This window comes from Andreprevotia lacus DSM 23236, from assembly GCF_900176275.1.
Classification (GTDB): domain Bacteria; phylum Pseudomonadota; class Gammaproteobacteria; order Burkholderiales; family Chitinibacteraceae; genus Andreprevotia; species Andreprevotia lacus.
The window spans coordinates 38,953-52,537 of the sequence record NZ_FWXD01000009.1 but is presented as its reverse complement, the minus strand read 5'-3'; the positions used below and the strand labels follow the sequence as shown (position 1 = coordinate 52,537).

Sequence of the window (13,585 nt, the reverse complement as noted above, 5' to 3'; positions counted from 1 at the left end):
AGACGGCGGTCTAGGCCACATGACAAGCTCCGTTGTGGACCAGTGTATTGGCCATCACCGGCGCACCGGCTTTGTGGCCGTGGCCACATCGGCGCTGCAGGGCTTCCGGTAAAACACCGTCATCCCGATCCGGCACGAAGCAGGCCAAGCCCATGCGATACATGGTTTGGGCAAACAACGATTCCTTTACGCCCAGCTCGGCCGCCGTGGCGGCAAGTTGGTCTGTCTCCATCACGGAGAGGGAAAGCTTTACGCGCTTGTCAGAGCGTGGCGAGTTCGCATCGAAGTGCGCGCGTTTCTTGCATGCTGCTTTCAACATGTTACGATCAGCCTTGTCTAGTGGCCCATAACCAGAGTATTGCGCACGATTGTGCTCAATGCAATATTTTTAGAGAACATATGAGCACTATCGGTGAGCGCATCAAAGCGGAACGTAAGCGCTTAGGCTTGAACCAAGAGGCTTTGGCAACAGCCGGCGGGGTGCAGCGGCGCACTCAGACCAACTACGAATCCGACGAACGGTCGCCCGACGCGGCCTACCTGATCGCCATCGCTGCCGCAGGTGTAGATGTGCTTTATGTGCTGACCGGACAGCCCGGCGGCGCAACGCTGGCCCATGACGAAGCACAGTTGCTGCAGCACTACCGCCAGATACCCGCCCAGCTCAAGCCGGCCGCGCTCGGTTCGGTTGCGGCTGTGGCTGCGGCAAGCGCAGGTACCGCCGGCGCGGCACCGCCCGGCACGGCGGCCACACAGGTTCAGCAGAACTTCAAAGGTGACGTAGGGCAATCCAACACCGGGGATATCACCATCACCGGCAATACCGACTTCACCTTCGGCATCAACAAGCAGAAAAAGTAGGGGCGCCCATGCGAGAACTCGTCATCCTCGTCATAACGGTCATGGCCATCTATATGGTCTGGAACGTGCTCTATCTGAAGATAACCGCCGCAAACACCAGCAAGCCGGTTTCGCACCTGGTTGGCGCCATTTGTGGCGGTCTGGCCTTGTTCCTTGTGGGCGGTTCGATTGGCAATGCCGAAACCGGCTTTGCCATGTTTGGCGAGGCACTTTACCTGGCAATCTTGGTTGTATGGGTACAGGTACAGCGCCGACACAGACCTGATTCTTGGCCGGCTCGCTGGTTCAGCCCGATGCCAGCAAAAGCCGATCAGAAGCTACCGCCCAAAGTGGTAACCAATAAACCGGCCCAAGCCAGCACCCCACAGCAAAACGAAGTAGCGCTGTTGCGTACCACGCTGGAAAACGTGCAGGAAGATGCCGCCAAGGAAATACGGGCGCTGCAAGCTGAGCTGGCTACAGTCCGCGCCAACGCCAACTACATGAACGACAGCCTAGCCGTTAGATTGGCCGAAACGACCGAACGCGAAGCGCTGTACAAGCAACTGCTGGAACAGCAACAGCCAACCACCCCGCTACAGCAACTGGCCGAACAACTGACAACGGTATGCGGTGCACTGGTAGCAGACAGCGCCCTGCTTGATGACGAAGTGCACTTCCTCGCCAAGTGGATCGATACGCACGCGGAGGTAAAGCGCACGCTACCTGGTGCAGCAATCGCCGCCAAAGTGGCCGATATTCTGGCCGATGGCGTCATCGCGGCAGACGAGCGCCTTGATCTGCTGGAGCTGCTGCTGGAAATCAGCGCTGGCGAATGGCGCGCCGACGGCACCCGCGATGCCTTCCCGGTCAAGCCGAGCAAGCCACCGGTTTTGGCTCCTACCCCCTCAATCAAAACCACCAAGCCGCCGGCCGAGCCCGCTGCCAAAGCACCGAGTACCAAAAAGCCCAAAGCCGAGCGTGTTTACCTAGATGAAGTGGAGTTTGATTACGTGGATTCTGCAGGCAAATGCACCACCCGCAATGTGATGGTGCAATCGGTAGATGGCATTTACGTGAAAGGGATCTGCACCACGCGCAAAGCGCTGCGCACGTTCCTGATCGAACGGATTGATGGGCATGTGACGTCCACCAAGACAGGCGAGTATTTGCCGGCGCGGCAGTGGGCGCTGGGGTTGAGTGCGTAACTTCCTGTCAATCAGTGCTCAGAACATTCCAATCAAGAAAAAATCAGGGCGTGTTCGCCAATAAACTCAAACATACACGCTCAAATTCAGTAAAAAAATCAAATCAGACACATTCAACAAGGGGTCGAAAAATGTCTGGAAACATCAACCCACGCACCAAATTCCCACTTACACCAGCAGCATTCCTTGCTTTGGTAGCCATATACCCTGCTCTGGTGTATGCCCTTTACCTCCTTACAAAAAACATCCACATCGAACACGAGTTCTTCTTTCCTAACTACATTCTACCTTTCGCATTACTGGGGGCCATTTTACTATTAGGATCAGATGTCAGAAAATTCTGTCCTCGCATATTCCTATACATTTTACCGATACTATTCATAGCCTTATCAGAATATTCGACTGAATACATACTAGAAGTTATAAAAGCAATCAAAAAAGATTTTGCCTCAGGAGCAAATTCGACTTTAACAATCGACCCAGGAACAAAACCGGCCTTACAGTACATCAAAGCCCTCGCTTTGTTTTTAATTGCTTTACCTTGTGGACATATTCTCGCCGAGCTTATTTCAAAGGATGCAAAAGACCGCCCTCTATACTTTGCAGTCTCTCTACCGTGTGGAATTTTTCTCACACTCATTGTAACGTTATTTCTTTCGCCCCTGCATTCACCCCCCAGCCGCCTTTGTGAATATTTTATTTACACTGCACCTATCGCCGCCTATATTTTAGCATCAATAATTTTATTGTACTTTGCCGCAACCTTCGAACGACCAGGTTACTCATTAAATATTATCGCGATTTTTTCAATCGTGCTTGTAGCCGCATATATAATTACACCAGAATTCACAACCGAACCCCAAAACCGTCCGACCTATCAATTAATTGCCAATATCCTTGCCGAGGTATTTTCAGCAACGTCTATTTTCCTGCTTGTTAACTTCAAAGCTAAAAGCGAAACCACAGCAGAGCATTAACCCAAATGGAAAACGAATATCTGATTGACGAACGCCCCGCCTATGACCACCGGATCGATGCGGCAATCAAAGTTGCAGCCGATCCTTGGGGCGGCGGCGCGCATGCCATGGATGTGGCCATACGCACGCCGGCCGGCGAGGTTTACCGCGTGGTGCGCGCCTGGGGCATGGGCGAGTATGTGCGGCTGAAAGAAGCCGGCTTTGCCATCACCGGCCGTGCGGAAGGTTACGACGAGGTTTTTGAGTACCAACCGCAACGGGTATGACTGGGCAGGTTTTCCGGCAGGATGTGGGCGTGGTGGCCGGTGGTGATGTGAATTACCACGGCAGCGTCATTCATCTGGTTCGGCCAACAGACGAGCGACCAAAGATATTGCAGGCACAGCGCAACCACTTGATGGAGCTGGTGTTGCAGGTATCCAATCTGCGGCCCGGGCTGCCTGTCGGCCAGATATGGGGCCGGGTGTTCCGCGAGATTGAAGTCGACGCGCTGGATGCCATGAGCAGCGCCCACTACGCGCCGGCCGTGGCCGTACTGGGCAGGATGCTGGACGAGATCGAGGAAGCCGCAGCAATACAGCGCATGGTGGCCCGGGTGCGCGCCCACATTGGCAACGACCCGGCATTGCAGAACCGCGCCATAGATCATTGCGTGATTCGCTGGGGCAAAACCCGCTTTCTCGACCTTGGCATGGACGAGCTGCGCGAGCTGCTTGGCCTGTTCCAGACCTGGCAAATGGCACCGGCGCCCGACACCGCCGCCGGGCAAGAGATCATGCAACTGCGCACCGCACTGGAAGGCGAGCAGGCCAAGGCACAGCGCTGCAAAGAGCACGCCTTGCGCGCAGAAATGAAATACCAACGCACCCGCGCCCGGCAATGGATACTGACCATGGCCGTATCAGGCCTGACCGTGGGGCTGATGCTGGGTGCGTGGCAGTTCAACTATCGGGGGTAAGGATGAGTGCAACACCAGTGACAGAGCCAAATTGGCTGCTGATTATTTTGTCAAGTGCGGCGGTCAGTGCGACCATCACCGTGGGATGGAATTTCATTGCAAAATTAATTGACTCCCATAAGGAGAAAAAAAAACAAAACCACGTCCATGCGCTTATAAAACTCGAAATAGCATACATACTAGAACGATTTGCAGAGGACTGCAGCAACACTCTAGCCAGCATAGAAGAAATATTAGCCGAATTCTCCGAAAACCACGAAGAGCAATCATATGATCTAAAGCTACCTTCCATTTCTTTCGAAGGAGAAATAGAATGGAAAAACCTACCAGTTGAGTTTGTCGCCGAAGTCAAAGATGTATTTCGAGATTATAATGCAGTTGAATATTGGATGAAATCAGTCTGGGACATTTCAGACCACTTTGATATGTGGATCTACCAAAAACAGCGCATCGCACTATATGGTCAGAGAGCCTGCGAACTGGCACTGAAAATACGGGCCGACATAAAAGTAAATGCGCGTGGTGATTCCATGGAATTTTGCAAAGACCATTTCGAATTAATCATCAACCATTATGAAAGGTCAGCTCTTAAACGTTCAGGAAAGGTCGATCTAATACCCGATCTACGGAATTTATTTATCAAACGGCACCCCAACCTCAAAAAGAGAATAACCGAAGAAATGTGACATTTGTCACTTTCCATTGCGAACGGTAGTTTTGCACGACCGCATAATGTGGCTTCCACCAACTCCGCGAGGAATCCATTATGCATCTGCAGCACTTTCACGGCGACGCCGGCGTGGTTGCCGGCCGCGATGTTCGAGTCGGCCAACTGCAACAGCAATTCATCAGCGACCACGCCAGCACGCTGGCTGCGCAAGAGCAGCAGTTTGCCAAGCAGACTGGCATATGGGCCTCAGCGCCGGCGCGCGTGGGCCTCGACCTGTTGATGCATCAGGATGTCTCGGCCAAATCGCTGGCGAAAATCTGGCAAAAGGGCCTGTATTTTCATGACGACCAGTTCGACTTGAAGATTTTCCCGGGCACGCCAGTGATCTACTGGTTGGTGATGGCTGGCCTGACGTGCATTACCATCGCAATGGGCACCTGCATGGCCTTCAACGCAGCTGTTGCGATTATCGCTCCATTGATTTTTGGGTGGCTCTTTGTCTTTGGTGTAGCCATCCTGCTGACCAATGGCGAGTATGCGCGCTACACCATCTCGAAACGGATTGAGCCGTTGGTGGATTCAGTCAACAGGCAACTGCCCGCCGCCCTCGCTGCCTGGCGCCAGCGGCAAGCCCAACCATAAACAAAAAGCCCCGCACTTGGCGGGGCTTCTTCTATTTAGCACTTAGCGTAGCTATTTGTTCTAGATATTTTCCAATGCATCTCTTGTTGACTGGGGAAAATACCATCTACATTTATTCAATAGCTTACCTGCGGTTCCCTTATCAAGAGAATCACCAGACGATTTCAGAATCGTTATTATTTCATATGTGCATTTTTCACCCGGCTTTTTCTCTTCAGCAAGTGAAAACTCCTTTCGCGCCCTCTGTACATCCCCCTTAGCCAAGGCAGCATAACCATTCTGCAAATTCTGTGAGCTCTCGTATTCCGTTCTTTGCGCCGGTGTTGCTTTCGCCAACACACCATTCTCGACTGCAACCGCGTCTACGTTCAAAATCCTTTGACAATACGTTGACACGCTATCTCTTAAAACCTGGAGATCCGCATTGATGGGTTGCCGATCATTTACCCATACGCGAAACAAGCTAAGGCATTCTTCAGCAGCAAAACCACTACCGATAACATCTTGCTCGAGCTGCACGATTACATTCTTGTCAATTTTATTAGAAGTCTTGTCCTGGCTATCAGCAACGGGGCGAGGGGTTGGTATTGGGGTAGCAGTTGGCTTGGGCTTGGCAACCGCCTTGGCCACCGGTTTAGCAGCGGGCTTGGCGGTCGGGCCCGGAGTTGGCAGTTGCTCTCCTGAGGCCGCAGAAGCGTCTTGCTTTGCTTTTTGAGCTTGGGCTTTAGTCGCATCTGCTGGCTTTGTAGGAGTAGGCGACGGTACCGCAGTAGGTGCAGCAGTAGGCTTGGGAGTTGGGGCCGGCGTAGCTTCAGGCGTTGGTGAAGGGTTAGCAGTGGGCTTGGGCATGGCGCTGAGCACTACTGCTTCAGCTTTAACCGCTTGAGTGTACTGTTCAATCGCAAGCAGCCCAAGCAACAAGCGCTGGTGCCTGCGTAACTGAATTTGATATTCAGTTTTATCGCCAGTATTCAGATATGCCAAACATATCCCAGTCAAACTATCGCGTAGCAGCTGGACGGATGTTGTTCTTAGCCCAACATAACCAGCATTTTCCCCTGATCGGTATGCCGCACCAATTATCCCCTTTGCCGCCGCATTTTCCACCGTCCCGTTTAAATCCAACTCGGAAAAGGCCGCAGATATTGCATCAGGGCTTGGCTCCGGGCAAACAACCCCATCTTTAAAAAAAACCATCCGTTGTTTTATATCCAGACTAATTGCATGCACGTCTTTTCCATATGGTTGATATGGTAAAGGGGTCGTTCCAGGCTTGGGCACTTCGGTGGAAGGGTCTTTCTGAACGTAAAAATCTTTGTTGTATGGGCTGCCACATGCACCCAAAGTCATTACCACAGCAAGGCCAGAGAGTAGAAGGGATAGCCTAGTGACACGCATTTCTGAAATCTCCCAGTTGAAATTTGCGTTTTCCCTCATTGCAACTTGTAAATTAAGAAAGATTTATAAAATACTCAAGGCGGAGTTCAAAGGAAAATACTTACAAATCATCGAGCTTGAACTCAAACTCCAGCGCGGTGCTGAACCGGTCGGCCAGTGTGTGGGTGGCCTTGGTGATGATCCATGCGCTGCTGTCGACCTCGGCCTTGAAGCCGCGCACCGTGGCCGGCAGCTCGGGGAACAGCTCGGGCTGGGCGATGGCCAGTGTGATGCCGAACTCGGCCACGCCGCGCTGTATGCGATTCCAGCTGCTTTTTGCTGCCCGCTCGGCCGATTTCTGCGTGGCGTAGACGTGGCGCAGGGTTTTGAGGTTGTCGCGCTCGCCGGCCACAACCTCGCCTTTCTTGCCCTTCTTGGTGTTCTGGTACTCGGCGCGCACGCCGGTGAAGTTATCGCGGTTGGCCACGCTGTAGCGGTGGCTGTCACCACTACGGCGCTCGATCAGCACTGCCGGCAGCAGCTGGCCGCTGGCGGTCAGGCCGGCGCCCAGCGGGGCGAACAGCAGCCGGCCGGCTTTCACTGTGGCCACGGCATCGAACTGACGGGCCAGCCGCGTCAGGAAATTGGCGTCGCTTTCGTTGGTCTGGTCGATATGGCTGATGACCTGGCCGGCCAGCGCCGGCGACACGGCGGGCATGAGCTTGGCCGCCTTGGCGACAGTGGCCACGATCTCGGCCACGGTCTTGCCGTGAAACGAGCGCTCGCGCTGCATGAGCAGGCCGCTGGCAAAGTCGGCACTACTGGCGCGGATAGTGAGCTTGTCCGGCGCGCCACTGTGCTCGATCTCGTCGACCACGAACAGCCCTTTGTCGATCAGGCCGCTATCCTGCCAGCCCAGCCACACGGCTACCTTGGCCTTGAGCGGCGGCAGGGCAAGGCTGCCATCATGATCGTGCAGCACCAGATCGAGCTGATCCGCCTCAAAGCCGCGATTGTCAGTCACGGTGAGCGATTCCAACCGGTTGTCGATCAGGCTGGAAATATCGCGCCCGTTGACCACCACCCGGAAGATGGGTCGGGGTATGCGCTGGCCAGTCATCAGCCTGCACCGTTGGCGGCAGCCACGGCATCAGCCGTGCGCTTGTTGATGCCGTTGCGCAGCGCATCGCCACGCGCCGTCATGGCGTCGACCTGGGCTTGATCGGCGGCCGGCGGCGTGGCGGCATCATCCACGCGCTTGAGGCTGATGGTGAACTCGATGCGGCGCGCGGCACCATCCCAAAAGAACAGGCTTCTGGTTTCGTCGATCTTCTCGATCACGAAGGTGCCGTATACATAGCCGCTGCCCTCGATCATGGGATAGCCATCACCCGCATCGGCCATGTCGCGCAGTTGGTCGATGAACGATACACCACCGGTCAGCTCGGGCAGGCAAACCCCACTGAGCGTGATGCTTTCATCGTCCGGCCCAAGGTATTGCGCCACCGGCCGGGCACCCACACGGGCACCGGATGGGTGGCGCCAGCTGGCTTGCCGCTGCAGCTCTTGGTACGGCAGGGTTTTCAGCTGGAACACGAACATGCCGAGGCTGAGCAAATTGCTGTTGCGCGCTGCCGGCGGCTCGCCCTCGGTGAGGTCGGCCGACGAATCATAGAGCGCGCGCAGTACGTCGAAATCCATGCTTACTCCGAATCAACCAGACGGCTGCGCGGGTTGTTGACCTGGCGCAGCAGCGCCGCGACCTTGCGCTCGACCAGCTCGGCAAGCTGGCGCTCATCCATGCCTGGCGCCGGGTAGATATGAATGCCGCCCAGCTGCACCACCTGGCCCGTGCCGGCCGGCGCCGCCACTGCCGACGAGATCGGCGCGCGCGTATCAACACGCACCCCGGCAGCTGCAGCCGTGCCCACTGCGAAGCCCGCGGCCACGGTGGCGAGCTGCTTGCCAAGGCCGATCACTGACGAAATCGGCCCGCCCTGCCCTTGCTGCAACCCTTTATCCAGCCCCTGCATGGTGAAGTTGCCAAGCTGGGCAAACACGCGCGACGGCGAATGTATGCCGAGCTTTTCCTTGAACCAGCTGACGGTGTTGTCGGCGGCGCCGGTAATCGTGTCCTTTACCGTGCCCAGCATGCCGGTGATACCGTTGACCATGCCCTGCATCAGGTTGCGGCCAAACTCGGTGAACTTGCCGGGTAGCTCTACCCCGAACCAGCTGAGCACTTCAGCGAATGCCTGATAGAACAGGCCCACCGGCGACCAGTTGACGATGAGTTCCGACACGCCGGTAATGCCGCCGGCAAAGGCATCCTTGATGGTTTGCCATACCGCGCCCACCGCCTGCCATGCGCCGGATGCTGCCGCTGTGATGCCGTTCCAGACGCTGCGCATGCACTGCCCGGCAAAGTCGGTGAATTTGCCTGGCAGCTCGATGCCGAACCAGCTGAGCACACCGGCAAAGGCGCGATAAAAAAGGCCCAGCGGCGACCAGTTGACGATAAGCGCGGCAACGCCGCCGATACCCCCGCTAAATGCCGCCTTGACCTCACTCCACACACGCCCGAAAAACCCGGTGATTTCACCCCAGTGGCGCGCGATGAGGCGTGGAATGCCGATGATGGGGAATATCCAGTTCAGGATTGGGTACTTGGCGAACACGCCATCAACGCTTGACCATAGCCCGCTGAAAAACGCGGCCAGCGGCTGCCAGTTCTTGTAGATGAGCAGCGCGGCCACCGCGATCAGGCCGATGGCAATGATGATCGGGTTTGCCGCCAAGAACGAGAACACCGCGCCCAGCACCGCCAGCGGGCCGAGCAGCGCCGATATCGCAATGCTGAGGGTGCCCAGCACCACCAGCAGCACGCCGAGCACGCCGGCGGTCTTGACCAGCAGCCCGGCCAGCTCGGGATTGGCACGCGCCCATGCACCGGTTTTTTCGGCCACATCACCCAGCCACGTGGTCAGCGCTTTCAGCTCGGGCGCGATGGTTTCGCCAAAGGCCACGAGGCCGTTGGTGAAGGTGCCGGCCGCTGATTCCCACAGGTTCTTGAGCGTGCCCAACTGGGCGTTCACGCGGGTTTGCAGATCGGCCTGCGCAGCCATCTTGGCCTGCACCTCGGCATAGCCTTCCTTGCCCTTGTCGATCAGCAGGCCGACGACCTGGAGCGTTTCGGCATCGTCGCCAAAAATCTGCTTGATGACCGCGATGCGCTTGGTGTCTTGCTGTATGCCCTTGAGCTTGGCCAACTGGGCAAACAGGTTGTCCATGCCGCCGAACTGGCCCTTGCCGTTGGTGAAATCGAGCTTGATGCCAGTCCCGCCCAGCAGCGCGTTGCCCTTGGCCACCTTCTTGATATCCAGCCCGGCCTGAAACACCTTGCGGTAGGCATTGCCGGCAGCCTCACCGGCCATGCCGGCCTGATCGGACATGACCAGCAGCGGCGCCAGCGCCTTGGCAGCATCCAGCCCCTTGGCCTTGATGATGTCGAGCGCGGGAGAGAGCTTGGTAAAGCCCTGCAGCATGTTGTTGTCGTCAACGCCGAGGTAATAAGCGCGCTGGATCACATCCATCAGGCCCATCATGTCGCGCTCGGTGGTGCGGGTGGCATCTTGCATCTTGGATGCGAATTCGGCGGCAGCGGTCGGGGTCTTTTCCAGCTGTACGGCCAGATAGGCAGTGGCCTCGCCCATGCCGCCGAGGATGGTTTGCGGGGTCATGCCCTGACGAAGCAGCATGGTCATCATGTCCTGGAAATCGCTGGTGGCGCCGGGCAGCTTGTCGCCCAGCTTCATGGCTTGGCGGTTGATCTGGTCGAACTGCGGGCCGACAACACCACCTACGCCCATCATGGCCACCTTGAGGCGCATGCCGGCGTTCTCGGCATTGGCAAATTCCTTGGCGATGCCCACCACTGGCGCGGTCAGGCCAGCGCCGGCGGCACCCATTGCCACGCCGGCGCCGGCCAGCTTGTCGCGCGCGGCAATGGTCTTGTCGTAGCGCTGGCGGATGGACTGCATCTGCTGGGCGCGCTTGTTGGCACGTGCAAGCGCAGCATCTTGCCGGGCCAGCTCGACATTGGCACGGGCAACGGCGCCGGCCAGCTGCTGTTCGTGCTGGGCAAGGTTGCGTACCCCGGCGGCATTCATGGCACTACGCAGGCGCAGCAGTTCCTTGGTTTGCCCGGCGTGCTGTTCGCGCAACTTGGCAGCTGCCTTATCGGCGTCCTTGAACTGGCGCACCATGTCCCGCGTGGGATTGGCGGTGCGAGCAAGCTGGCTGCCCAGCGCCTTGGCGTAGGCGTCTGCCACGTGCAGGCTGTTGCCGGTGGCCTTGGCTTCGGCCGATAGGGCGCGCAGCGCCTGCGCCTCTTGCTGGGCCTTGCCCAGCCCCTTGAGCTGTTCACGGGTAGCCTGCACGGCCTTGGCCAGCCCGGAACTACTGGCCATGACCTGCTTGAGCGGCTTGCTCACCCGATCTGCCAGCTCCATCAACACCCGCAGCTTGAGATCATTGCCGCTCAATCATCCACCCCGCTTCGCTGCCTGGCCAACTCGCGCCAGTGCATCAGTTCCGTCAACGACATGGGGTCGAGCACATCCGGCCCCCAATGAAAAATCACTGCAATGTCGGCGTAGGCGTCGTCGACACAGTGGGGGATGCATCCGGCCGCGCGGCCTTCGGCACCAAAAAACCGGCGACCTCGGAACCGAGCTGCACCAGATCGGCAGGGTCAAGGTTGGCCACGTCTTGCTTGGTCAGCAGCGGGTCGGTGATGCGGGGCAGCACGGTATGCAGGGCGTCGACGTCCATTTGCAGCAGGCTGGCGAGCGCTACGCCGCGCAGCTCGCCCGAGCCGGGCTTGCGCACGGTGACTTTCTCGATGCGCTGCTCGCCACGGATGATCGGGGTATCAAGATCGACAACTGCGGTAACTGGGGATGCCATGATGGTTTCCTTGGGATAGAGTGAATTGGCCCGTAGCCGATTGCAGGTCGGGCAGTGCCCCGTTTCGCAACTGCGAGCGGGGCGCTTTCTTTACGCGAGGCCGAGCGCGCGGCGCTGTTCGGCCAGACGGTCGACACCACCAACCGTTTCAACAAAGCCGGGCACGTCGATCTCGATCACCACGCTGCCGTTGATGGTGAGCTTGTAGTAGCTGATGGCGGTGTTGACCTTGAACTCGGTGTTGTCGCCGGGCTTGGCCTTGCCCATGTCGATTTCACGGTGGCGGCCACGCACCACCAGCTCGACGGCATCGACTTCGCCGGTGTCATCGCGCTGGTAGGCACCGGCAAAGCGCAGCAGCACGCCGGCCGCCTTGGTGATGGCGAATTGCTCCAGCACCTGGCGCATCAGGCCGCCGCACGTCCATTCCATTTCGAGCTTTTCAAGGCCGAGGTCGGCCTCTACCGGGGCATTCATGCCGCCAGCGCGCACCTCTTCGGTCTTGCGCGCCAGCTTGGGCAGGTTCACTTCATCAACCTGGCCGGCATAGCTGGTGCCGTCGTTGAACAGCATCATGTTCTTGAGCTTACTGGGCATGCCCATCGTCAGAGTCTCCTTTCCTGCGCCGGATTAGCCCGCTACCTGGGTAGCGAAATCCAGCAAGTAGCGATCCGTGATGCGCTGGCGGAAGGTCAAATCCTCCAGCGGCGGCACGGGGGTATAGTCGTAGTCGATGGCCAGCTTGCCGGCCTTGAGGGTGTCCTTGGTGTTGGCGAGCGGGTCATACCAAGCGCCGCCGCCAAGCAGGCAACCGGCCTGCACCCACTCGCGGAACTTGGCGTTCAAGCCCTCGATGATGTCGCGCACGCGGCTAGGGGTCAGCGGGCCGTCGACAGCCCACATATGCGCCTCGGCCATGGTGTCGGCGATGATCTGCGCGCTGCGGGTGTAGTTCTCGAAGGCGAACAGCGGATCATCACTGCAGGTGCGCGAACCCCAGAAGCGATAGCCACCGCGATTGATGAGGGTGGTGACCTCATTGCTGTTGAGGTAGTTGCTGTCGCTGGTGGGTTCTTGCAGATCAAAGAACACGTCGGCGGTGATGCCGTCCACGCCATTGACGGCGACGTTGGAAATGGTCTTGTGCCAGCCGATGGTGTTGTCGATCTTGGCGCACAGGCCGAGCGCGCGGGCAGTGGCAAACGCCGGCATCTCGGCATTGGCGGTGGTGTCCCAACCCACGAAATCCGGCCACACGACCATCAGCTCGCGCTGGCCGAAATTGGCGCGGTAGGTTGTGGCTTCTTCCTTGGTGTTTACGCCGTAGGCGCTGACATAGGCAAATGCCCGCAGCTTCTGCGCGATGCTGGCCAGCTCGGTAGCCACCGGCAGCGCATCCATGCCTGGCACAGCCAGAATGCGCGGCTTCACCTTCAAGCGCGCCTCGGCGCTGAGTAGTGCCTTCAAGCCCGTATAGCGACCGTCTGGCGTGGTAGTGCCGATGATGTTGCTGATGTTCTGCGCCAGTGACGTGCCTTTGGCCACCCGCACCACGACCGTGGCCGCGTTGGCCTGGGCAACAATGGCACTGAGCGACTTGGCGAGGGTGCCATCGACACCGGCTTTGCCGATGGCGGCCTGAAGGTTGGTCAGCAGTACGGGAGTATTGAGGGGGAACATTGCCGGGTCGGCATCTTCTGCAACGCAGACCATGCCGATGACGGCGGTATCGACAGTTCTGATGGGGCGCGTGCCATCGCTCAATTCAATGACGCGTGCGCCGTGGTGATATTCGGCCATGCTGCATGCTCCGGTTTATGGTGCTTGCAGCATGCCGCGCGCGCGGCGCCGGGTCTTGCGGTGGGTGTTGTGGCAGGTTCCCGCACGATCAGCCTTGCAGTTCCTTTAAGTAAGTAGATACTATTTTCTTCACCGAAAAAAAGGG

At 57.8% G+C, this 13,585-nt stretch carries 16 protein-coding genes; 7 read left to right on the top strand and 9 right to left on the bottom strand.

What is annotated here, in order from left to right; translation table 11 throughout:
* Positions 1–10 precede the first annotated feature (10 nt).
* The gene (locus tag B9A19_RS22105; protein ID WP_139798755.1) at positions 11–319 is read right to left on the bottom strand and encodes a hypothetical protein; all 309 of its coding nucleotides are present in this window, start codon (positions 317–319) and stop codon (positions 11–13) included.
* Positions 320–399: 80 nt separating this feature from the next.
* On the opposite strand from B9A19_RS22105, the gene B9A19_RS22100 reads away from it, so the two are divergent.
* The 7 genes from B9A19_RS22100 to B9A19_RS08980 all read left to right on the top strand — a co-directional run bounded on the left by B9A19_RS22100 (position 400) and on the right by B9A19_RS08980 (position 5,295).
* Positions 400–861 carry a helix-turn-helix domain-containing protein gene (locus B9A19_RS22100; protein WP_139798754.1) on the top strand — a complete coding sequence of 154 codons (462 nt, stop codon included), beginning with the start codon at positions 400–402 and terminating at the stop codon, positions 859–861.
* Between the two features lie 8 nt (positions 862–869).
* Positions 870–2,048, top strand: coding sequence for a hypothetical protein (locus B9A19_RS09000; protein ID WP_139798753.1), 1,179 nt, complete (start codon positions 870–872; stop codon positions 2,046–2,048).
* 131 nt (positions 2,049–2,179) lie between these two features.
* Positions 2,180–3,025 (top strand): hypothetical protein, encoded by an 846-nt coding sequence (locus B9A19_RS22095; protein ID WP_139798752.1) that lies wholly within the window; start codon positions 2,180–2,182, stop codon positions 3,023–3,025.
* Between the two features lie 5 nt (positions 3,026–3,030).
* Positions 3,031–3,291 (top strand): hypothetical protein, encoded by a 261-nt coding sequence (locus tag B9A19_RS08995; protein WP_084090460.1) that lies wholly within the window; start codon positions 3,031–3,033, stop codon positions 3,289–3,291.
* Positions 3,288–3,983: a hypothetical protein gene (locus B9A19_RS08990; protein WP_084090459.1), complete on the top strand. Its 696-nt coding sequence runs from the start codon at positions 3,288–3,290 to the stop codon at positions 3,981–3,983. The genes B9A19_RS08995 and B9A19_RS08990 overlap by 4 nt, the downstream gene beginning before the upstream one ends.
* The gene (locus B9A19_RS08985) at positions 3,905–4,669 is read left to right on the top strand and encodes a hypothetical protein (RefSeq protein WP_176216861.1); all 765 of its coding nucleotides are present in this window, start codon (positions 3,905–3,907) and stop codon (positions 4,667–4,669) included. The genes B9A19_RS08990 and B9A19_RS08985 overlap by 79 nt, the downstream gene beginning before the upstream one ends.
* Before the next feature lie 113 nt (positions 4,670–4,782).
* The gene (locus B9A19_RS08980) at positions 4,783–5,295 is read left to right on the top strand and encodes a hypothetical protein (protein ID WP_139798751.1); all 513 of its coding nucleotides are present in this window, start codon (positions 4,783–4,785) and stop codon (positions 5,293–5,295) included.
* A 60-nt stretch (positions 5,296–5,355) separates the two neighbouring features.
* Here B9A19_RS08980 and B9A19_RS22780 read toward each other — a convergent pair whose 3' ends face one another.
* The 8 genes from B9A19_RS22780 to B9A19_RS08940 form a co-directional block, all read right to left on the bottom strand.
* Complete coding sequence (locus B9A19_RS22780) at positions 5,356–6,732, bottom strand: hypothetical protein (protein WP_217807020.1); 1,377 nt, start codon at positions 6,730–6,732, stop codon at positions 5,356–5,358.
* A 61-nt stretch (positions 6,733–6,793) separates the two neighbouring features.
* Positions 6,794–7,792 carry a phage late control D family protein gene (locus B9A19_RS08970; protein WP_084090455.1) on the bottom strand — a complete coding sequence of 333 codons (999 nt, stop codon included), beginning with the start codon at positions 7,790–7,792 and terminating at the stop codon, positions 6,794–6,796.
* Positions 7,792–8,373, bottom strand: a complete 582-nt coding sequence (locus tag B9A19_RS08965) for a phage tail protein (protein ID WP_084090454.1) — start codon at positions 8,371–8,373, stop codon at positions 7,792–7,794. Before B9A19_RS08965 ends, B9A19_RS08970 begins: the two co-directional genes overlap by 1 nt.
* 2 nt (positions 8,374–8,375) lie before the next feature.
* Entirely contained in the window at positions 8,376–11,216 is a 2,841-nt protein-coding gene (locus B9A19_RS08960) for a phage tail tape measure protein (protein WP_084090453.1), read from the bottom strand.
* Entirely contained in the window at positions 11,213–11,278 is a 66-nt protein-coding gene (locus B9A19_RS23440) for a GpE family phage tail protein (protein ID WP_281249555.1), read from the bottom strand. The genes B9A19_RS08960 and B9A19_RS23440 overlap by 4 nt, the downstream gene beginning before the upstream one ends.
* A 32-nt stretch (positions 11,279–11,310) precedes the next feature.
* The gene (locus B9A19_RS08950) at positions 11,311–11,640 is read right to left on the bottom strand and encodes a phage tail assembly protein (protein WP_084090451.1); all 330 of its coding nucleotides are present in this window, start codon (positions 11,638–11,640) and stop codon (positions 11,311–11,313) included.
* Positions 11,641–11,730: 90 nt separating this feature from the next.
* On the bottom strand, positions 11,731–12,243 hold the full coding sequence (locus tag B9A19_RS08945) for a phage major tail tube protein (RefSeq protein ID WP_084090450.1): 513 nt from the start codon (positions 12,241–12,243) through the stop codon (positions 11,731–11,733).
* A 27-nt stretch (positions 12,244–12,270) separates the two neighbouring features.
* Positions 12,271–13,440, bottom strand: a complete 1,170-nt coding sequence (locus tag B9A19_RS08940) for a phage tail sheath protein (RefSeq protein WP_084090449.1) — start codon at positions 13,438–13,440, stop codon at positions 12,271–12,273.
* Positions 13,441–13,585 lie beyond the last annotated feature (145 nt).

What these genes read in the sequence shown, in the direction of transcription:
- B9A19_RS22105 (WP_139798755.1), bottom strand. Translation starts at nt 319, where the DNA reads ATGTTGAAAGCAGCATGCAAGAAACGCGCGCACTTCGATGCGAACTCG.
- B9A19_RS22100 (WP_139798754.1), top strand. Translation starts at nt 400, where the DNA reads ATGAGCACTATCGGTGAGCGCATCAAAGCGGAACGTAAGCGCTTAGGC.
- B9A19_RS09000 (WP_139798753.1), top strand. Translation starts at nt 870, where the DNA reads ATGCGAGAACTCGTCATCCTCGTCATAACGGTCATGGCCATCTATATG.
- B9A19_RS22095 (WP_139798752.1), top strand. Translation starts at nt 2,180, where the DNA reads ATGTCTGGAAACATCAACCCACGCACCAAATTCCCACTTACACCAGCA.
- B9A19_RS08995 (WP_084090460.1), top strand. Translation starts at nt 3,031, where the DNA reads ATGGAAAACGAATATCTGATTGACGAACGCCCCGCCTATGACCACCGG.
- B9A19_RS08990 (WP_084090459.1), top strand. Translation starts at nt 3,288, where the DNA reads ATGACTGGGCAGGTTTTCCGGCAGGATGTGGGCGTGGTGGCCGGTGGT.
- B9A19_RS08985 (WP_176216861.1), top strand. Translation starts at nt 3,905, where the DNA reads ATGGATACTGACCATGGCCGTATCAGGCCTGACCGTGGGGCTGATGCT.
- B9A19_RS22780 (WP_217807020.1), bottom strand. Translation starts at nt 6,732, where the DNA reads ATGAGGGAAAACGCAAATTTCAACTGGGAGATTTCAGAAATGCGTGTC.
- B9A19_RS08970 (WP_084090455.1), bottom strand. Translation starts at nt 7,792, where the DNA reads ATGACTGGCCAGCGCATACCCCGACCCATCTTCCGGGTGGTGGTCAAC.
- B9A19_RS08965 (WP_084090454.1), bottom strand. Translation starts at nt 8,373, where the DNA reads ATGGATTTCGACGTACTGCGCGCGCTCTATGATTCGTCGGCCGACCTC.
- B9A19_RS08950 (WP_084090451.1), bottom strand. Translation starts at nt 11,640, where the DNA reads ATGGCATCCCCAGTTACCGCAGTTGTCGATCTTGATACCCCGATCATC.
- B9A19_RS08945 (WP_084090450.1), bottom strand. Translation starts at nt 12,243, where the DNA reads ATGGGCATGCCCAGTAAGCTCAAGAACATGATGCTGTTCAACGACGGC.
- B9A19_RS08940 (WP_084090449.1), bottom strand. Translation starts at nt 13,440, where the DNA reads ATGGCCGAATATCACCACGGCGCACGCGTCATTGAATTGAGCGATGGC.